Origin of the sequence: Halopenitus persicus (genome assembly GCF_900107205.1) — an archaeon.
Lineage (GTDB): Archaea > Halobacteriota > Halobacteria > Halobacteriales > Haloferacaceae > Halopenitus > Halopenitus persicus.
Genome location: NZ_FNPC01000008.1, coordinates 1 through 18,406, shown reverse-complemented (window position 1 = coordinate 18,406; position 18,406 = coordinate 1). Strand labels below are relative to the sequence as shown.

Annotated in this window: 15 protein-coding genes and 1 pseudogene; 6 read left to right on the top strand and 10 right to left on the bottom strand. The window is 67.9% G+C overall.

All coding sequences use genetic code 11. The features are described from left to right. Positions 1 to 51: 51 nt before the first annotated feature. Entirely contained in the window at positions 52 to 1,656 is a 1,605-nt protein-coding gene (serA, locus tag BLV25_RS12640; protein WP_039401172.1) for a phosphoglycerate dehydrogenase, read from the bottom strand. Between the two features lie 188 nt (positions 1,657 to 1,844). Here serA and BLV25_RS12635 point away from each other — a divergent pair, with 188 nt between their 5' ends. Then, a complete protein-coding gene (locus tag BLV25_RS12635) occupies positions 1,845 to 3,128 on the top strand; it encodes a hemolysin family protein (RefSeq protein ID WP_092733878.1) in 1,284 nt (427 codons plus the stop codon). On the opposite strand, the gene thpR is transcribed toward BLV25_RS12635, so the two are convergent. Further along, positions 3,092 to 3,697, bottom strand: coding sequence for an RNA 2',3'-cyclic phosphodiesterase (gene thpR / locus BLV25_RS12630; RefSeq protein ID WP_021074005.1), 606 nt, complete (start codon positions 3,695 to 3,697; stop codon positions 3,092 to 3,094). The genes BLV25_RS12635 and thpR overlap by 37 nt on opposite strands. A 112-nt stretch (positions 3,698 to 3,809) precedes the next feature. Between thpR and BLV25_RS12625 the strand changes: the two genes are divergently transcribed. Both BLV25_RS12625 and BLV25_RS12620 read left to right on the top strand, forming a co-directional pair. Beyond that, positions 3,810 to 4,745 carry a tetratricopeptide repeat protein gene (locus BLV25_RS12625; RefSeq protein ID WP_092733875.1) on the top strand — a complete coding sequence of 312 codons (936 nt, stop codon included), beginning with the start codon at positions 3,810 to 3,812 and terminating at the stop codon, positions 4,743 to 4,745. Continuing rightward, positions 4,746 to 5,045 carry a DUF424 domain-containing protein gene (locus tag BLV25_RS12620; RefSeq protein ID WP_021074007.1) on the top strand — a complete coding sequence of 100 codons (300 nt, stop codon included), beginning with the start codon at positions 4,746 to 4,748 and terminating at the stop codon, positions 5,043 to 5,045. It begins immediately after the preceding gene. A 43-nt stretch (positions 5,046 to 5,088) separates the two neighbouring features. Here the strand turns inward: BLV25_RS12620 and BLV25_RS12615 are convergent, their stop codons facing one another. Then, a complete protein-coding gene (locus tag BLV25_RS12615) occupies positions 5,089 to 5,820 on the bottom strand; it encodes a TOBE domain-containing protein (RefSeq protein ID WP_092733872.1) in 732 nt (243 codons plus the stop codon). Between the two features lie 191 nt (positions 5,821 to 6,011). Here BLV25_RS12615 and BLV25_RS12610 point away from each other — a divergent pair, with 191 nt between their 5' ends. From BLV25_RS12610 to BLV25_RS12600, 3 genes are all read left to right on the top strand, one after another. Then, on the top strand, positions 6,012 to 6,383 hold the full coding sequence (locus BLV25_RS12610; RefSeq protein ID WP_039401167.1) for an Hsp20/alpha crystallin family protein: 372 nt from the start codon (positions 6,012 to 6,014) through the stop codon (positions 6,381 to 6,383). A 277-nt stretch (positions 6,384 to 6,660) separates the two neighbouring features. Next, a complete protein-coding gene (locus BLV25_RS12605; RefSeq protein ID WP_092733869.1) occupies positions 6,661 to 7,080 on the top strand; it encodes a PPC domain-containing DNA-binding protein in 420 nt (139 codons plus the stop codon). 34 nt (positions 7,081 to 7,114) lie between these two features. Further along, on the top strand, positions 7,115 to 11,521 hold the full coding sequence (locus BLV25_RS12600) for a DNA-directed DNA polymerase II large subunit (protein WP_092734101.1): 4,407 nt from the start codon (positions 7,115 to 7,117) through the stop codon (positions 11,519 to 11,521). A 28-nt stretch (positions 11,522 to 11,549) separates the two neighbouring features. On the opposite strand, the gene BLV25_RS12595 is transcribed toward BLV25_RS12600, so the two are convergent. The 7 genes and pseudogenes from BLV25_RS12595 to BLV25_RS12565 all read right to left on the bottom strand — a co-directional run. Beyond that, complete coding sequence (locus BLV25_RS12595) at positions 11,550 to 12,866, bottom strand: MFS transporter (protein WP_092733866.1); 1,317 nt, start codon at positions 12,864 to 12,866, stop codon at positions 11,550 to 11,552. A 153-nt stretch (positions 12,867 to 13,019) separates the two neighbouring features. Further along, positions 13,020 to 13,754, bottom strand: coding sequence for an ABC transporter ATP-binding protein (locus BLV25_RS12590; RefSeq protein ID WP_021074014.1), 735 nt, complete (start codon positions 13,752 to 13,754; stop codon positions 13,020 to 13,022). 5 nt (positions 13,755 to 13,759) lie between these two features. Further along, a complete protein-coding gene (locus tag BLV25_RS12585) occupies positions 13,760 to 14,548 on the bottom strand; it encodes an ABC transporter ATP-binding protein (protein ID WP_092733862.1) in 789 nt (262 codons plus the stop codon). Then, a complete protein-coding gene (locus tag BLV25_RS12580) occupies positions 14,549 to 15,532 on the bottom strand; it encodes a branched-chain amino acid ABC transporter permease (RefSeq protein ID WP_021074016.1) in 984 nt (327 codons plus the stop codon). Further along, positions 15,529 to 16,443 (bottom strand): branched-chain amino acid ABC transporter permease, encoded by a 915-nt coding sequence (locus tag BLV25_RS12575; RefSeq protein WP_081758089.1) that lies wholly within the window; start codon positions 16,441 to 16,443, stop codon positions 15,529 to 15,531. The genes BLV25_RS12580 and BLV25_RS12575 overlap by 4 nt, the downstream gene beginning before the upstream one ends. Before the next feature lie 40 nt (positions 16,444 to 16,483). Then, positions 16,484 to 17,941, bottom strand: coding sequence for an ABC transporter substrate-binding protein (locus BLV25_RS12570; protein ID WP_021074018.1), 1,458 nt, complete (start codon positions 17,939 to 17,941; stop codon positions 16,484 to 16,486). A gap of 127 nt (positions 17,942 to 18,068) precedes the next feature. Beyond that, positions 18,069 to 18,406: pseudogene (locus BLV25_RS12565) on the bottom strand (IS6 family transposase); the annotation flags it as partial.

Genomic DNA, 18,406 nt, shown 5'->3' with positions numbered 1-18,406 from the left:
TCCCGGCGATTCACGACGGGTTCGTCGCCGCCCATTTCCCGGGCTCGTCGCCTACTCCTCGCGCCCGTTCGCCGCGTCGAGGGTGATCTCCGTCACCGAGATGATCCGGTCGTCGGCAAGCAGCTCCTCGACCGCCGCGTCCGGGACCTCCTGGTCGAGGTTGTACACCGTGATCGCCTCGCCGCCGTGGACCTCGCGGGCGTTGAACATCCCGGCGATGTTCACGTCGTGGTCGCCCAGGACGGTCCCGATGAGGCCGATGACGCCCGGCGTGTCCGCGTTCCGGGCGACGAGCATGTGGCCGTAGGGGACCGCGTCGACGCGGAACCCGTCGATCCGGACGATCCGCGGGTCGTCGCCGGCGAACAGCGTCCCCTCGACCGCGAGCGCCTCGTCGCCGTTGTGGACGGTGACCCGGACGATGCTCTGGAAGTCCTCGCTCTGGCGGCTCTTCGATTCGACGACGTCGATCCCGCGGTCCTCGGCCAGCTGCGGGGCGTTCACCGCGTTGACCTGCCACTCCAGCGGCTCGAAGACGCCCTTGAGCGCGGAGGCGGTGACCAGGTCCACCTCCTCGGCGGCGATGTCGCCCTCGTAGGTCACCTCGATCTCAGTGATGCGCCCCTCGAGCAGCTGGGCGGCGACCTTCCCGGCCGTCTCGGCGAGGTCGATGTACGGCTCGATGCGCGGGAACGCGCTCTCGTCGACCGAGGGCGCGTTGAGCGCGTTGATGACCGGCTCGTCGTTGAACGCCGCGATCACCGCGTCGGCGGTGTCGGTCGCGACGTTCTCCTGGGCAGCCTCGGTCGCGGCGCCGAGATGCGGGGTCACGACGACGTCCTCGACGTCGAGCAGCGGCGAGTCGGCCGGGAGCGGCTCGGTCGCGAACGAGTCGAGCGCCGCCCCGGCGAGCGTGCCGTCGTCGACGGCCGCCGCGAGGGCGTCCTCGTCGACGATCCCGCCGCGGGCGCAGTTGATGAGGTAGCCCCCCTCGAGCTGGGCGAGCTCCTCCTCGCCGATCATTCCCTCGGTCTCGGGCAACAGCGGGGTGTGGATCGTCGCGAAGTCGCCGGCCGCCAGCGCGTCGTGGAGGTCCTCCACGAGCTCGGCGCCCATTCGCTCGGCGCGCTCCTCGGAGATGTAGGGGTCGTAGACGACCAGATCCATCCCGAGCGAGTCGAGCCGCTTGGCGACCTCCTGGCCGACGCGGCCGAGGCCGACGATCGTGAGCGTCTTGTTGTTCACCTCGGACCCGAGGAACTCGCCTTTCGCCCACTCGCCGTCCTTCAGGCGGCCGTGCGCCTGCGGGATCGAGCGCGCGACCGCGAAGGTCATCGCGACCGTGTGCTCGGCGGCGGCGCGGACGTTGCCCTCCGGCGCGTTCGCCACGATGACGCCGTGGTCGGTCGCGGCGTCGATGTCGATGTTGTCGACGCCGATCCCCGCCCGGCCGACGATGACCAGATCGTCGGCCGCCTCGAAGACCTCCCGGGAGACCTCGGTCCCCGACCGGACGATCAGGGCGTTGACTCCCTCGATCGCCTCGACGAGCGCGTCGCCGCCCTCGATGTCGTAGGCCGTCTCCACGGTATGGCCCGCGTCCCGGAGCCGATCGAGGCCCGCATCCGCGATCGGATCCGTCACGAGTACGTTCATACTCGAAAGGATTCGGGGCGGGTGGTTAATCCTTTTTCATCGGCCACGGCGACTGTGTCGGGTGGTATCACGGGTTTTGGGTGTATGTCACACTGTCTAGCATCGGCCGGGATCGACCGTCGCGGCCGAGGCTTGTGGGATCGACCGTCGCGGCCGAGGCTTATGGGGGCCTCGCACGTACGGCCCGTATGAACGTGTCCGCGATCGGGGCGGGAGCCCTGGCCATCCTGGCGTTGACCGCCATCAGCGCCTTCTTCTCGAGCAGCGAACTCGCCGTCTTCTCGGTCGGCCGCCACCGCGTCGATTCCCTCGTCGCGACCGGCGTTCCCGGGTCGGCCGCGCTCGCCAGGCTCCGGGACGACCCGCATCGCTTTCTGGTCACCGTGCTCGTGAGCAACAACGTCGCCAACATCGCCGCCGCCGCGGTCGCGACCGCGGTCCTCGTCCAGATAGTTCCGCCGAGCCAGGCGGCCACCGGCGCGACCGTCTTCACCTCGGTGTTCGTCATCATCTTCGGCGAGATCGCGCCGAAGTCCTATGCCGTCACCAACGCGGAACGCCACGCGTTGCGCGTCTCCCGGATCGTGGTCGTCGTTCAGCGCGTCCTCTGGCCGGTCATCGTGCTCTTCGAGGCGGCCGTCAACGTCGTCAACCGCGTCACCGGCGGCGATGCCGGCTTCGAGACGTACCTCTCCCGGGAGGAGATCGAGACGATCGTCCTCTCCGGGGAGGAGGCCGGCGTCCTCGAGTCCGACGAGAGCGCGATGATCCGCCGCGTCCTCGACCTCGAGGGCACCGCCGTTCGCGCCGTGATGGTCCCGCGAACCGACGTCGTCTCGCTGCCGGTCACGGCGACGCTCGCCGAGGCGATCGAGACCGGCGCCCGCGAGGGGATCACCCGCCTGCCGATGTACCGCGAGAACCGCGACGACGTCGTTGGCGTCCTCGACGTTCGCGACGCGCTGACGCGGTCGGAACCGTCCGACGCCCGGATCGGTGATCTGGAGGACCTCCTCGCCGAGCCGACGTTCGTCCCCGAGACCAAGCCCCTCGATGAACTCCTCGGCGAGATGCAGCTCGAGGGAGCCCGGATGGTCCTGGTCGTCGACGAGTACGGCGCGGTCACGGGACTGGCGACGATGGAGGACGTGATCGAGGAGGTGGTCGGCGAGATCGTCGGGCGCGGCGAGGTCGATCCGGTCCGGGTCCTCGAGGAGGGCGTCGCGGTCGTCCACGGCCGGACGACGGTCGCGTACCTCAACGAGACGCTCGACACCGCCCTCCCGACGACCGAGACCTTCGAGACCGTGGCCGGCCTCGTCCACCACCACCTCGGCCGGGTGGCCGCGGAGGGCGACCGCGTCGAGCTCGGGGGCGTCACGCTCGAGGTGCTCTCCGCGACCGCGACCCGGATCGACCGCGTGCGGGTCACCGTTCACGATGATAGCGGGAACGACTCGACGGTCTCGTAGACCGGCCCCGAGTCGGTCGGCGTCGACCGCTTCAGCCGCACCGCCTCGACCGTGAACGAGCCGACGTCGGCCGCGGCGTCCCGGATCGCCTCCTGAACGATCCCCTTCCCGCGTGCGTCGTCCATCCGAGCCAGCGTCACGTGCGGCGTGAACTCGTGGTCGTCGGGCTCGTAGCCGAGGGCGGTCGTCCGGGACTCGATCGCGGCCTGGAGCCGGGTCAGTTCGGCCGTTCCGTCGCCGATCCCCGCCCAGACCACGCGGATGTACTCGGTCGACGGAAACGCGCCGAGTCCCCGGACGGACGCCGTGAACGGCTCGACGTCCGCCTCCTGAACCGCCTCGCGACCGGCCTCGATCACCGCGTCGACGTTAGCTTCGTTCACCGCGTCGACGTCGGTTTCGCTCCCGTCTTCCGGCTGCTCGGGGACGTCGCCGAGGAACTCGAGCGTGACGTGCGCCTGCTCGGGGTCGGTGAACCGCAGTCCCTCGGCCCCCCGAAGCGTCTCCTGGACCTCGGCGATCCGGTCGGCCAGGTCGGTCGGCAGGTCGACGGCGAAGAACGCGCGCATCTCGCCGGTCGATCGGCGCCGGAGGGACAAAAGCGCGCCGCCCGCGACCCGTTGCCGATCCTGAACCCCCGTGACGTAACCCTTACCCGCCGCGACCGCCAATTCGAGTCATATGACCGACGAGCCGGACGACCACGAGTTCTCGGCCGGGCAGGGGCTCGACGAGGACTACGAGGAGTTCACCCTCGATCCGCCCGAGCTGAACGCCGACCCGAGCGCCGTCGACCCGGTCGACACGCGCGTCATCACGGACGCGCTCGACCGCCGGAACATCGCGGACGACCAGGTGGACGTCGAACAGCTGCTCGACGTCGGCCTCTCGTACATGGGGATCAACCGCTTCGAGGAGGCCACGGGCACCTTCGAGCGCGCGGCGATGTACGCCGATGAGGACTCCCTCGAGGCCCAGGAGGCGTGGGTGAACAAGGGCGTCGCCCACGCCGAGCTCGAGGAGTACGACGAGGCGATCGGCGCCTACGAGGAGGCGCTCCGGATCGACGACGACTCCGAGCACGCCGCGACCGCCGAGACGAACCTCGCGTACGCACTCTGGGAGTTCGGGCGCCACGAGGAGGCGCTCGAACACGCCGAACGAGCCGTCGAGATCGACCCGCGGTTCGCGCAGGCGTGGTACAATCGCGGGTTCTTCCTGCTCGAGCGCGGCCTCGCCGAGGACGCCGTCACCGCGTTCAACAACGCGATCCGCCTCGGTCATCGGAACGCCGACGTCCTCGAGGAGAAGGCCCGTGCCCTCGAGGAGACCGGCGAGCACGAGGAGGCCGAGGAGGTCGCCGAGGAGGCCGAACAGCTCCGGCAGGAGCGCGAACGCGAGCTCGTCGAGGAGCACGGCGGCGGCGGGCCGGTGAACGAACGCGCGCCGGGAGAGCAGGCCGGCGGCGGAACCGGTGGCGCGGGGATCGGAGGCGGTCTCGGCGGCGGCGGATCGGACCTCGGCGGCGGATCGGACCTCGGCGGCGGAACGGGACTTGGCGGCGATCTCGGAGGCGGTCTCGGGGACGACTCCGAGTCGGAGGACGGAGGCCGGTAGATGCTCCTGCGCGAGCGGGACACCCAAAAGGGCGTCCTCGTCTCGGTCTGCGACCCCGACTGTCTCGGGGAGACCTTCGAGAACGAGGCGGCCACGCTCGCGGTCACCGAGGAGTTCTACGGCGGTCCCGACGCGGTCGAGGCGACCCGCGAGGAGGTTCTCGCCGGGCTCCGGCGCGCACAGATCGCGAACATCGTCGGCGAGACGGCCGTCGGGGTCGCCGTCGAGGCCGGCCTCGTCGACGAGGACGCCGTCCTCGAGTTCGACGGGACGCGCCACGCACAGCTACTCTGGGTCTAGCGCTCGCTGCCGCTGCTTTTTAGCGGTTCGCTGCCGCTGCTTTTCAATCGTCCGTCGCCGATCGAAGCGGCACCATCCGCGTCGCGGTCGCCTTCCAGGTCACGACGACCTCCCGGCCCGACGCCAGCGACAGCCGCGACGCGCTCTCGGCGGTCACGAGCGCGGTGACCGTCGTTCCCTCGACGTCGACCGTCACGGTTCGGACCGTCTCTCCCGGATCGACGCCGGTCACCGTTCCCCGGACCCGGTTTCTGGCGCTCGTCGAGTTCGGGTCCGACGCCTCGCCGGTTGCCGACAGCGTCACCGCGTCCGCGCCGATCCGGAGCTGGACTGGGTCCCCAACGCCGGCCCGTCCCCGGAGCGCCCACACCTCGCCGACCGGCGTTTCCGCCGTCGCCAGTTCCCCGTCGACGTCGGTCACCGTCCCCTCAAGGACCGTTTCGGGGACCCGCGCCGCCGCGGTCAACGCGGCCTGGAGCCGGTCGTATCGCGTCAACAGCGTCTCGGCCGCCGCGGTCAGTCGACTGCCGCCGCCGCCGCTGCCGCCCCGCGTCCGTTCCACGAGGGTCCCGAAGGCCTCCTCGAGCGTCTCGATCCGCGTGAGTGCGCGCGCCCGAGACCGCTCGAGCTCGGCACTCGCGGTCGCGACCGACCCCGTCCGGTCGATCGCCCGCAGGAGGGCGACGTCGCGCTGGCCGAACTCGATCCCGTCGGCGGTCAGGATCGCCTCCCCGTAGTCGGTTCCCTCCGCCGACCGCTCCGTGTCCTCGCTCACGCGTGCCGGTCGGTCCGGCAACCTCTTGAAATGGTGGGTGGTCCGGAATGAATTAGTATTGCGGTATATGATTTATGGACGCTTTCTAACCACCTTTCGGCGGCGACCGTCGAACGCCGACTTCGTCCCGAATGGCGAAATATTTATTACGAACCGCAGACAATGTTCTAGTGGAATCACGGTGATCAGCTATGGCGTTGCCGACTGGTCCAACCGGATCCTGGATGCAGCCCTTCGACCTTCCGAGCCGACTGTTCGAGACCGGAAGTAACGACTACGAACTGTACGAGGAGGACGACGAGTTCGTCCTCAGCGTCGAGTTGCCGGGCTTCGACCCCGAGGAGATCACCGTCTCGTGGAACGAGGGCGTGCTCAACGTCGCGGCCGAACACGAGGACGCCCACCGCGAGCACCGTCGGACCTACCATCGCCGCTTCCGCTTCCCGAAGGACGTCGACGACGAGTCGATCAGCGCCGAGTACGCCAACGGGATCCTCGAGGTCCGGCTGCCGGTGCGTGCGGGCGCCGCCGTCAGCGGGACCGAGATTCCGATCGAGGCCTGACCGCACGTGTGAGCCCGTCGGGGAGCCGGTGACGGCTCGGTAGCCCGTCCGTCGTCGATCCCATCGCGGTCTCCTGTCCGCTCTTGCCTCGTTCCGTCGATCGGTCCTCTTCTGCGATGAGTTCCTCCCGCCATACAATAAACTATATTTCGCGATATATAATCCGGACTTCCCGCTACACGTTCGCCGTTCCCGCCGACGGTCGCCGGGGTGTTCCCCCGGCATCGGGAACCGGGACGGGGAAGGTTTTTCCTCGTCACCCCCGTCATCGACGCGTATGGACTACCGAGCGGTCGAGTCGACGGGGGAGTACCTCGCCCGGCTGGAGACGGGCGCCGACTGGCGGACGGAGATCGAGGACCTGGCGCGCGAGGTCGACGCCGAGGCGGGCTGGTTCAACGCGATGGGCGCGGTCCAGGACGCCGAGATCTGGTTCTACGACCAGGACGACACCGAGTATCGGTCGGTCACCTTCGACGAGCCGCTCGAGGTCGCCGCCTGCGTGGGCAACGTCGCGCGGCTCGACGACGACGTCTTCGCGCACACGCACGCGGTGTTCTCGCGGGAGAGCGGGCAGGCGCTCGCGGGGCACCTCGATTCGGCCACCGTCTTCGCCGGCGAGGTCTACCTCCGCACCTTCGCGGAGCCCCTGGTCCGCGAACACGACGCGACCACCGACCTGGACCTGTGGCTGTGAGGACGGGGGGACGGTCGCGATGACGGAGACGGAGATGCGTCCCGAGGACGAGCGGTACTTCGCGCGCATCGAGGACCGGCTGGACGAGGCCTTCGAGGTGGCCGAGGCGGCCAAGGGACGGGGGAAGGACCCGAAACCGGCGATCGAGATCCCGGTCGCCCGCGACATGGCCGACCGCGTGGAGAACATCCTCGGGATCGACGGCGTCGCCGAGCGCGTCCGCGAGCTCGAGGGGGAGATGTCCCGCGAGGAGGCGGCCCTCGAGCTCGTCACCGACTTCGTGGAGGGGACCGTCGGCGACTACGACTCCCGCGAGGGGAAGATCGAGGGGGCGGTCCGGACCGCCGTCGCGCTGCTGACCGAGGGCGTGGTCGCGGCCCCGATCGAGGGGATCGACCGGGTCGAGCTGCTCGCGAACGACGACGGCACCGAGTTCGTCAACGTCTACTACGCCGGCCCGATCCGGTCCGCGGGCGGGACCGCGCAGGCGCTGTCGGTGCTCGTGGCCGACTACGCGCGGTCCCTGCTGGGGATCGAGGAGTTCCGGCCCCGCGACGACGAGGTCGAACGCTACGCCGAGGAGGTCGCCCTCTACGACTCCGAGACCGGTCTCCAGTACTCGCCGAAGGACGCGGAGACGAAGTTCATCGCCCGGAACATGCCGATCATGCTCGACGGCGAGGCCACCGGCGACGAGGAGGTCTCCGGCTTCCGGGACCTCGAGCGCATCGACACCAACTCCTCGCGGGGCGGGATGTGTCTGGTGCTCGCCGAGGGGATCGCGCTGAAGGCCCCGAAGATCCAGCGGTACACCCGCGAGCTCGAGGAGGTCGACTGGCCCTGGCTCCAGGACCTGATCGACGGGACGATCGGGACGGAGGAGGACGGCGATGCGGACGAGGCGGCGACCGACGATTCGGACGCCGATGCCGCGGACGGTGGGCGGGATGGGAGTGTGGACGACGCGGACGGTTCGTCCGCCGACGCCGCGACTGCCGGCTCGGACGTCGCCGACGAAGCCGCCGGTGAGGCGAGTAACGCCGACGCGGTGACTGACGCTGCTGGCGATCCCGCCGACGCCGGACCCGAACGCGTCGACCCCGCCACCAAGTACCTGCGCGACCTGATCGCGGGGCGGCCGGTCTTCTCGCACCCCTCCGAGGCCGGCGGGTTCCGGCTCCGGTACGGTCGCTCGCGGAACCACGGGTTCGCGACCGCCGGCGTCCACCCGGCGACGATGCACCTCGTCGACGACTTCCTCGCGACCGGCACCCAGATCAAGACCGAGCGCCCGGGCAAGGCCGCGGGCGTCGTGCCGGTCGACTCGATCGAGGGACCGACGGTCCGGCTCGCGAACGGGGACGTCCGCCGGATCGACGACGTCGAGGAGGCGCTTGCGGTCCGCAACGGCGTCGAGAAGGTCCTCGACCTCGGGGAGTACCTCGTCAACTTCGGGGAGTTCATCGAGAACAACCACCCCCTGGCGCCGGCCTCCTACGTCTACGAGTGGTGGATCCAGGAGTTCGAGGCGTCGGGCGCGGACGTGCAGGCGCTGTCGGACGACCCGCACGTCGACCTCGAGCACCCGACCGTCGAGGAGGCGTTCGCGTGGGCCACCGACTACGACTGTCCCCTGCATCCCGCCTACACGTACCTCTGGCACGACGTCTCGGTCGAGCGGTTCGAGACCCTCGCTCGCGCGGTCGCCGACGGCGAGGTCGTCGAGGGCGTCCTGACGATCGAGCGCACCGAGGCGACGACGGACGCCCTCGAGTCGCTGCTCGTGGAGCACTCCCGGACCCCCGACTCGCTGCGGATCCCCGAGTGGCGGCCGCTGGCGCGCTCGCTCGGGGTCGACGACGGGCTCCGGCGCACTTGGGAGGCGCTGTCGCCCGCGGCCCGAAACTGGGCCGACGGGGAGAACGCGGTTCGGGCCGTCAACGAGGTCGCGCCGTTCGCGATCCGCGAGCGCGCGCCGACCCGGATCGGCAACCGGATGGGACGCCCGGAGAAGTCGGAGAGCCGCGATCTCTCGCCGGCCGTCCACACGCTGTTCCCGATCGGCGAGGCCGGCGGCTCACAGCGGAACGTCGCCGACGCCGCCGGCGGGATGGACGACTCCGGCCGGCGGGGCGTCGTCGAGCTGGACGTCGCCGACCGCGAGTGTCCCGACTGCGGCACGCACACCTTCCACAACGAGTGTCCGGACTGTGGAACCCACACCGAGCCGTACTACGAGTGTCGCGAGTGCGGAACCGAGTGTGCACCCGACGAGGCCGGCCGCGTCGAGTGTCCGCGGTGTGACCGCACGGTGACGGCCGTCTCCCGGCGGGAGATCGACCTCAACGACGCCTATCGGTCGGCCCTCGAGTCGGTCGGCGAGCGGGAGGCCGCCTTCGAGATCTTGAAGGGGGTCAAGGGGCTCACCTCCACGAACAAGACGCCCGAACCGATCGAGAAGGGCGTGCTCCGGGCGAAAAACGGCGTGACGGCGTTCAAGGACGGGACGGTCCGGTACGACATGACCGACCTGCCGGTGACCGCGGTCAGGCCCGCGGAGCTCGACGTGACCGTCGGTCACTTCCGGGAGCTGGGCTACGAGGAGGACGTCGACGGCGAGCCGCTCCGACACGACGACCAGTTGGTCGAGCTGAAGGTGCAGGACGTCGTCCTCTCGGACGGGGCCGCCGAGCACATGATGAAGACGGCCGACTTCGTCGACGACCTGCTCGAGGAGTTCTACGACCTGCCGCGGTTCTACGAGCTCAACGAGCGCGACGACCTCGTCGGCGAGCTCGTCTTCGGGATGGCCCCGCACACGAGCGCCGCGACCGTCGGCCGCGTGATCGGCTTCACCTCCGCGGCGGTCGGCTACGCGCACCCGTACTTCCACGCGGCGAAGCGCCGGAACTGCTTCCATCCGAAGACCACGATCCGGTACGTCGAGGGTGACGCTGCCGACGGCGAGTACGTCGGGGGCGACGCTCTCGACGACGAGCTCAACGACGCGTCGATCGCGTCGTTCGTCGAGGACCGTCTCGACCCCGAGACCGCCGAGACGGACGACGTCGGAACGCTCAGCCAGGATCTCGACGAGCCCGTCTCGGTCCCCTCGATCGCCGCCGACGGGACGCGAACGATGCGGCCGGTGGAATCGGTCTCGAAACACCCCGCTCCCGACCACCTGATCCGGGTGGAAACCGAGGACGGCCGGTCGCTTCGCATCACGCCCGACCACACGATGCTCCGCCGGGCGGACGACGAAGCCGGGGACGATGAAGCCGGGGACGGCGCTGGCGGTGAACGCACCGACGCGATCGAGCGGGTTCCCGCTGCCGACCTGGCTCCCGGCGACGAGATCCCGGCGGCGTCGCCGTCGACTCGGGGGTCGACGGATCGAGGCCGCCCGGACGCCGCCACGACCGGTGGCTCGCTCGCTCCCGACGGCGGCGTCGCCGCCGACTCGAGGGTCGACGGCTCGGGGATCAACGGTTCGGGGGTCGACGGCTCGGAGATCGACGGCTCGGGGATCGACAGCACGAGGATCGACGGGTCGGATCGACGCGTGTCGGATGAATATATAAGTGTTTCATCAATTTCTTATGAAGTATTTGAAAGTAAATACGTCTACTGCCTCACAGTCTCCGAAAACCATTCAGTCGTCGCAAATGGGCTCTATAGCGGGCAATGTGATGGCGACGAGGATTGTGTAATGCTGTTGATGGATGGGCTGTTGAACTTCTCGAAGTCATTCCTTCCTGATAAACGAGGCGGCAGTATGGACGCGCCCCTCGTGATGTCCTCGCGGATCGATCCAGCGGAGATCGACGACGAGGCGCACAACATGGACATCGTCCGGCAGTATCCCCGGGCGTTCTACGAGGCGACCCTGGAGATGGCGGACCCCGAGGCGCTCGAGGACGCGATCACGATCGGCGAGGACACCCTCGGGACGCCCGACCAGTACCGCGGGTTCGACCACACCCACGACACCTCCGACATCGCGCTCGGCCCGGACCTGTCGGCGTACAAGACGCTCGGCTCGATGATGGACAAGATGGACGCCCAGCTGGAGCTGGCCCGGACGCTCCGGGCGGTCGACGAGACCGACGTCGCCGAGCGCGTCATCGAGTACCACTTCCTGCCGGACCTGATCGGCAACCTCCGGGCGTTCTCCAGACAGGAGACGCGGTGTCTCGACTGCGGCGAGAAGTATCGCCGGATGCCGCTGTCCGGCGAGTGTCGCGAGTGCGGCGGCCGGGTCAACCTCACCGTCCACGAGGGGTCGGTGAACAAGTACATGGACACCGCGATCGCGGTCGCCGACCGCTTCGACTGCCGGCCCTACACCAAACAGCGCCTCGAGGTGCTGGAGCGCTCGCTGGAGTCGGTCTTCGAGGACGACACCAACAAGCAGTCGGGCATCGCGGACTTCATGTGAGGGGACCGGGGCGACGGCCGCAGCACCCTTACTCCTCGCCGAACCGGACGAGGAGCAGCCCGCCCAGTCCGGCCGCCAGCGCCGCGATCGCGGCGAAGACGAGGAAGAACGTGCCGGTCGTCCCGTAGGTCAGGACGACGCCGGCCAGCGAGGTGCCGACGGCGCCGACGCCGTAGACGCCGAGATAGAAGTAGCCGAACGAGAGGCCGCGCACGTCGGCCGCGGAGTACTCCGCCAGCAGCGCCTGTCGGATCGGCGCGGACATATAAATGAACGTCCCGAGCGCCCCGCAGACGACGAGCATCGGCGCGATCCCCGCGGCGGCTGCCGGGAGGAACGCCACGGAGACGCCGACGATGACGGCGTACGTCGCGATGAGCGCGTACTCGGTCCGGGTCCGGTCGGTCAGCTTGCCGCCGACGTACTGCCCGCCCGCGCCGAGCAACAGCAGCCCCGCGAAGACGTACTGGCTCGGCTCCACCGCCGCCCCGCCGATCCGAACCGGCGCGAACAGCGGGAGGCCGGCGAGGATCTCCGGGAGAAACGAGAGGACGCCTCGGGAGTACACCCCGTGGACCATCATGATCGCGAACGCCACGAGGAACCCGCCGGTGAAGAGGTGCCGCGACTGCGCCAGGAAGCCCCGGAGGTCGGTCACGCCATCGGTGGATGGGGCCGTTTCGTCCGCGTCGTCGGTGGTCGGGGGCGCCTCGTCCGCGTCATCGGTTGACGGGACCGTCCCGCCCGCGTTCGATCCCGATTCGGTTCCGTCCGGTTCGGCCTCGACGCCGGCGGTCTCGTCGAACTCGAACCGGACGGCGATCGCCACCGCCAGGACCGCGGGCGCCGCGAACGCGACCGCAACCCACTCCCAGGGAGCGACGGTCAGCAGCACCGCCGCCGCGAAGGGACCGAGCGCGGTCCCGACGTTCCCGGCCGCGCCGTGGTACGCGAGCGCGGTGCCCCGCTCGGCGGTTCCGCGCGTCAGCAGCGACAGCGCCGCGGGGTGATAGAGGCTGGAGGCGGCTCCCCACACCAGCAGCGCGATCGCGAGCACCTCCAGGCGCGGCGAGATCCCGATCAGGAGGAAGGACCCGCCCATTCCGACGATCGCGGCCAGCATCAGCCGCTTCGACCCGTACTCGTCGGCGAGCACGCCGCTGACGATCGCGCCGAGGCCGATCAGCGCCAGGCCGCCGCCGACGAGCGTGCCGATGACGGCCGCGGAGACGGCGAAGTCGTCGAGCCAGTAGACGATGAACAGCGGGATCGCCAGCTCGTACAGGTGGAACATCGAGTGGCCGATCGTCGCGAAGCCGACGATCGCCCGGTCGTTGCCGTTCATCGGGGGTTCGTACCTCCCGTCAGACCACCGACCGGGTTAACTCTGTTTCTTCCGGCGATCGGCGACGGATCGGCCAGTCAGGAATCGGGGCCGGTGATGAACCGAGGTCGGTCGAAATTCGGGTCCGGCGATGAATCGAGGGATCGCGTCCGGTTACTCCGACCCCTCGTAGGACACGTTCTCGCTCAGGTACGCGTCCCGGATCTCGGGGTTGTCGAGGATCGTGTCAGCCGGCCCGTGGAACCGGGTCGCCCCGTTGTCGAGCACGTAGGCGTAATCGGAGTACTCCAGGCCGGTCTTGATGTTCTGCTCGATCATGAAGATCGTCACCCCGGTCTCGTTGATCTGTTGGACCCGTTCGAAGACCTGGTCGATGATCTTCGGCGCGAGCCCGGCGGTCGGCTCGTCGATGAGCATGAACTCGGGGTCGAGCATCAGCCCGCGGCCGAACTCGACCATCTGTCGCTGGCCGCCCGAGAGCGTGCCGGCCTTCGCGTTCGACCGCTCCTCGAGGATCGGGAACAGGTCGTAGATCTCCTCGATCTTCCCGTCGACGTCGTAGTCGCGGTCCGCGACGTACGCCCCCATCTCGAGGTTCTCCCGGATCGTCATGTCCTCGAACAGCGCGCTCCGCTGGAGGACGTACGCCATGCCGCGATCCAGAAGCTCCTCCTGGGTGCAGCCGGTGATGTCCTCCCCGTGGAACGTGACCGATCCCTCCGAGGGGTCCAACAGCCCGAAGATCGTCTTGAACAGCGTGGACTTGCCCGCGCCGTTCGGCCCCATCACGAGCGTGATGTCGCCCTCCTCCGCCTGTGCGTCGACGCCCTTGAGAACGAGGTGTTGTCCGTACCCCGCGTGCAGGTTCTCTATGTCAAGGATAGCCATACTATTTACTCCCCGAAGTACGCTTCGAGCACACGCGGATCGTTCAACGCGGCGTTCGGTTCGCCGTCGGTGAGGTTCGTCGCCGTCGCGAACACGTACACGTGGTCGCTGATCTCGTGGACGACGTCCATGTCGTGTTCGATGACGAGGAACGTCGTCCCGCGGTCGCGGTTCAACTCGGTGATCGACTCGGTGATGTCGTCGACGAGGTTCGGGTTCACCCCCGCGGTCGGCTCGTCGAGCAGCACGACGTCCGGCTCGCTCAACAGCGTGCACGCCAGGTTGAGCAGCTTCTTCTGCCCGCCCGAGAGGTTGCCGGCCTGCTCGTCGATCAGGTGCGTGAGGTCGACGAACTCGATCAGCTCCTCGGCGCGGCGGACGACCTCCTCGTCGGTCTCGCGGAACAGCGTCGTCAACATGGTCTCCCCGCTGTGGTCCTGGTTGATAAGGACGTTCTCGCGGACGGTCAGCTCGGGGAACACCCGCGCCAGCTGGAACATCCGGGAGAGTCCCGCCTGGACGATGTCGGGGGTGTTCATGCCCGTCAGCTCCGTGTCGCCGAGGTGAACGCTGCCCGCGTCGACGTCGTGTTCGCCCATGATGCAGTTGAACAGCGTCGTCTTCCCGGCGCCGTTCGGTCCCACGAGTCCGACGATCTCCCCGTCGCGAACCTCGAGGTCGACGCCGTCGAGCGCGGTCACGCCGCCGAAGGTCTTCTCGACCCCCTCGACCCGGAGGACCGTCTCCGCGTCCGGCCTGACGTACTCGCCTCCGTCGGTCGTCGGCGGCACCATTCAGTCCCACCTCCCGAAGTACTGGTTCAACACGCCGCCCGGCCGGTAGATCGAGATCAGCACGATGACGACCCCGACGACCACCCAGCCGAGCCCGGTGTAGCCGCCGCTGAGCCCGGTACGCGTGTACTCCCGGATCGGGATGAAGATGAACGCGCCGACGACGGGGCCGAGAACGGTCCCGACGCCCCCGATGATCGGGACGATGATGATGTCGATGTTCCGGAGCACCCGGAGCGTGGACATCGGGTCGATGTACAGCACGTACTGGGCGTAGAGGCCGCCGAAGACGCCGGCGATGTAGGAACTGACCCCCATCGCGTACATCTTGTAGTTGAACACGTTCAGGCCGGAGTTCCGGGCGAGCCCCTGGTCCATGTCGATCGACCGCAGGTACATCCCGAGCTTCGACCGGTCCATCCGGTAGATCACGAGCGTCGTCGCCAGCGCCATCACGCCGATGAGGTAGAAGTACGGGAGCTTGTCCCGGAACATCATCGACCACGGGGTGCCCAGCTGCGCGAACGGGTACTCGATCCCGCTGGCGCCGTTGATGTACTCCCAGCGGAACCCGACTGTCTTCCCGATGAGCGCGGCCGCCAGCGTCGCCATCGCGAAGTAGTGGTATCGCAGCCGGAACGTCGCGGCTCCGAGGAAGAGTCCGACTGCGGCCGCGACGAAGCCGCCGGCGAAGATCCCGACGTACGGCGTCACCCCGTGCCGGATGAACAGGATGGCCGTGGTGTAGCCTCCGACGGCGAACATCACGGCGTGGCCGAGCGAGAACTGTCCGGCGTAGCCGCCGATGACGTTCCAGCTCTGGCCGAGCCCGATGAAGATGAACGCGTAGATGAAGACGTTCATCACGAAGAAGTTGGTCGAGACCTGCGGGACGGCCAGCAGGCCGAGCAGCACGACGCCGGCGAGCGCCCAGCGCTGCCGCGTCGGAAGGTCGTTGAGGCGGTCGCGGATCGTCCCGATCATTCCCCTTCACCCCAGTTGAGGATGCCTTCCGGCTTGTAGATCAACACGAGGATGAACACCAGGAAGATGTACAGCTCCTTGTAGGATGGATTCAACAGCACGCCGCCGAGATGCTCGACCATGCTGATGACCATCCCGCCGGCGACGGCTCCGAGGATGTTCCCGAAACCGCCCAGCGCGACCGACGCGAACGCGAACAGCGTCCACGTCGTCGGCGTCAGCTCCGGCTGCATCGAGAAGAACGTGGCGACCATCGTGCCGGCGACCCCGACGGTCGCCGACCCGATCCCCCACGCGAGGCCGTTCATGTAGTCCGGATCGATGCCCATCACCTGGGCGGCCTCCGGGTCCTGTGCGGTCGCGCGGATCCCCTTTCCGGTCTTCGTCCGGTTGAGGAACAGGAAGAACACGACGAGCGTCACGAGGCTCACCACGCCGGTGACGATCTTCGGGAGGCTGAAGTTCAGCCCGGCGATGACCACCGCGCCGTCGAACATGAACGTCTCGACCGACTGCGTGTCCGGTCCCATCACGAACAACATCCCGAACCGGAGGATGAGCAGGATCCCGAACGTGACGAAGATCTGCGACAGCATCGGCGCGTCCATCACCCGCTTGATGACGAGCTTGTACGTCACGTAGCCCGCGACGAACAGCAGGACGACGTTCACCGGGATCATGAACAGCGGGTCGATCCCGTAGTTGTTCGCGCCGATCAGGGTCACGTACATCGCGATCAGCATGTATTCCCCGTACGCGAAGTTGACGATGTCGGCGACGCCCCAGATGAGCGCCAGCCCGACCGCCACGAGCGCGTAGACGAGCCCCATCAGCAGCCCGCTGAAGAACGCCTGCGGGACCAGATTGAGGTATTCTATCCATCCGAACTGTAACGGCAGTGATCCTACCATAAATCCTCGTAGTGGACGGTGTTCATCGAGCGATCCGTGTCTACCGTTCGTCCCAGCCGGGTGCGGGGTAGGTCAGCGCGTCCTCGCCGGCCAGATCGAACGGCCACACGAGGTTCGATTCCCCGCCCTCGAACTGGCCGATGACGCCCGACGCCAGTTCGTTCTGTCCGTTCTCGGCGAACTCCACGCCGAACAGGAGGCCGGACTCGAGCCGGTCGACCTGGAGCTCGTTGAGCGACGTCTGGATCGCCTCGGGTTCGAGGCTCTCGGCGCGGTTGACCGCGGTGAGGCCGCACAGGAGGCCGCCCCAGGTTCGCACCAGCGCCGCGAAGTCGTTCGGCGGCACGTCCGTGTTCGAGGTGACGAACTCCCGATAGGTACCCATCTCCGGGACCGCCTGGGGCGTGTCCGTCGTGAAGTCGGTCCGGCTACAGAAGTAGTTCGACAGTTCGGTTTCGTTGATGAACGAACTCGAGGTGTGCCCGGAGTTCTGCGCGAGGACCAGCGGCGGCATGAAGTTCTGCGTCTGCATGTCCTCGGCCATCAACAGCGCGTCCTGGACGTACGACGTCGGGAACAGCACGTCCGGGTCGGCGTCCTGGATCCGCTGGATCTCGCTCGTGAGCGAGCTCACGCTCTCGGCGGTGTAGGAGATCGGCCCCGCGACGATCTCGATGTTGTTCTCCTCACAGAGGTTCTGTTGGACTTCCGCACTGACGCTGCCGTATTCGGTGTCCTCGTGGATGATCGCCGCCGTCTCGATGGGTTGATCGACCCGCTCGTTCAACCCGTTGATCATCTCGAACATGTTCTGCGTGTACGTTCTGTCGTGCGGTCCCGTCCGCCAGAACCAGTTGAGTCCTCGCTCGGTGAGGTCCGGACTGGAGGACTCCCCGTTCACGTGCGGGACCCCCTCCCGTTCGGCGACCTGGCTGACCGTGGAGGTCACCGAGCTGTTGTAGGAGCCGTACAGCATGTCGGCGCCCTCCTCCTGGATGAGCCGCTCGGCCTCCGCTCGTCCCTGCCCGGGGTCGGCGCGGTGGTCGGCGACGAGGAGTTCGACCTCCATGTTCCCGTGGTTGGTCAGCCCCTCGCCCTCGGCCATCGTGAGCGGTCCGAGGTCGCTATAGGAGTTGTTCACGATGTCGACGGCGTTCTCACAGAGCAGCTGCATCGACTGGCCGAGCTCGGCCAGTCCCCCGGACAGCGGGTAGATCGCGCCCACGGTGAACGTCTCCTGGCTGCCGCCGTTGCCGTTGCCGCCGCCGTTGCCGCCACCGTTGCCGTTGCCGCCGCCGTTCCCGTTTCCACCGCCGTTGCCGTTGCCGCCGCCGTTGCCGTTACCCCCGCCGTTGCCGCCGAGGCATCCCGCGAGCGCCGCCGTGGCACCGATCCCGGTCGCCTTCAAAAACGTCCGCCGCTTCGACGGCGTTCTCGATCCGCCATCGCTCGGGTCGTCCGTCTCGTCGTTCGACGTATGTGTGCCAGTATCTGGCATAAGCCACCATATCACGTTCGAATATATAATTGTTTTGCTGCTAACGATAGTGTTATATTCAGCCATTGGTCGACGACCGAGCGTCGATCGGCGTCGGTCGGGTCGAGGTACGTTTCACCGGTGGTGTTTAGTTAGTGGCATTGTGCCAGCGAGCGAAGGCTAAGATCCAGGATTCTGCTGTTTCCGGTTCAACGTGGCTGAAACAATTTGAGAACGACGACGTTCGGCGCTTCAGCTCTCGAAAGATCCGTTCGACAGCGTTCCGATTTCCGTGGCGACACATCTGAAATCGGAGTCCGGCTCGGGAAAGCGCAGTTTGGAGGTGTTGAGCGCCATCAACGAGAAAGACAGCAGTTTCGACATCGTGTTTGTCTCGTAATTCGCGAAGAAAGATCTCGGTTAACGATGTCGTGGTCGTGGAAAACAACCGGACGTGAAGCAGATCGCTGGTTTGCGGGTCTGCAG

What these genes read in the sequence shown, in the direction of transcription:
- serA (WP_039401172.1), bottom strand. Translation starts at nt 1,656, where the DNA reads ATGAACGTACTCGTGACGGATCCGATCGCGGATGCGGGCCTCGATCGG.
- BLV25_RS12635 (WP_092733878.1), top strand. Translation starts at nt 1,845, where the DNA reads ATGAACGTGTCCGCGATCGGGGCGGGAGCCCTGGCCATCCTGGCGTTG.
- thpR (WP_021074005.1), bottom strand. Translation starts at nt 3,697, where the DNA reads ATGCGCGCGTTCTTCGCCGTCGACCTGCCGACCGACCTGGCCGACCGG.
- BLV25_RS12625 (WP_092733875.1), top strand. Translation starts at nt 3,810, where the DNA reads ATGACCGACGAGCCGGACGACCACGAGTTCTCGGCCGGGCAGGGGCTC.
- BLV25_RS12620 (WP_021074007.1), top strand. Translation starts at nt 4,746, where the DNA reads ATGCTCCTGCGCGAGCGGGACACCCAAAAGGGCGTCCTCGTCTCGGTC.
- BLV25_RS12610 (WP_039401167.1), top strand. Translation starts at nt 6,012, where the DNA reads ATGGCGTTGCCGACTGGTCCAACCGGATCCTGGATGCAGCCCTTCGAC.
- BLV25_RS12605 (WP_092733869.1), top strand. Translation starts at nt 6,661, where the DNA reads ATGGACTACCGAGCGGTCGAGTCGACGGGGGAGTACCTCGCCCGGCTG.
- BLV25_RS12600 (WP_092734101.1), top strand. Translation starts at nt 7,115, where the DNA reads ATGCGTCCCGAGGACGAGCGGTACTTCGCGCGCATCGAGGACCGGCTG.
- BLV25_RS12595 (WP_092733866.1), bottom strand. Translation starts at nt 12,866, where the DNA reads ATGAACGGCAACGACCGGGCGATCGTCGGCTTCGCGACGATCGGCCAC.
- BLV25_RS12590 (WP_021074014.1), bottom strand. Translation starts at nt 13,754, where the DNA reads ATGGCTATCCTTGACATAGAGAACCTGCACGCGGGGTACGGACAACAC.
- BLV25_RS12585 (WP_092733862.1), bottom strand. Translation starts at nt 14,548, where the DNA reads ATGGTGCCGCCGACGACCGACGGAGGCGAGTACGTCAGGCCGGACGCG.
- BLV25_RS12580 (WP_021074016.1), bottom strand. Translation starts at nt 15,532, where the DNA reads ATGATCGGGACGATCCGCGACCGCCTCAACGACCTTCCGACGCGGCAG.
- BLV25_RS12575 (WP_081758089.1), bottom strand. Translation starts at nt 16,443, where the DNA reads ATGGTAGGATCACTGCCGTTACAGTTCGGATGGATAGAATACCTCAAT.
- BLV25_RS12570 (WP_021074018.1), bottom strand. Translation starts at nt 17,941, where the DNA reads ATGCCAGATACTGGCACACATACGTCGAACGACGAGACGGACGACCCG.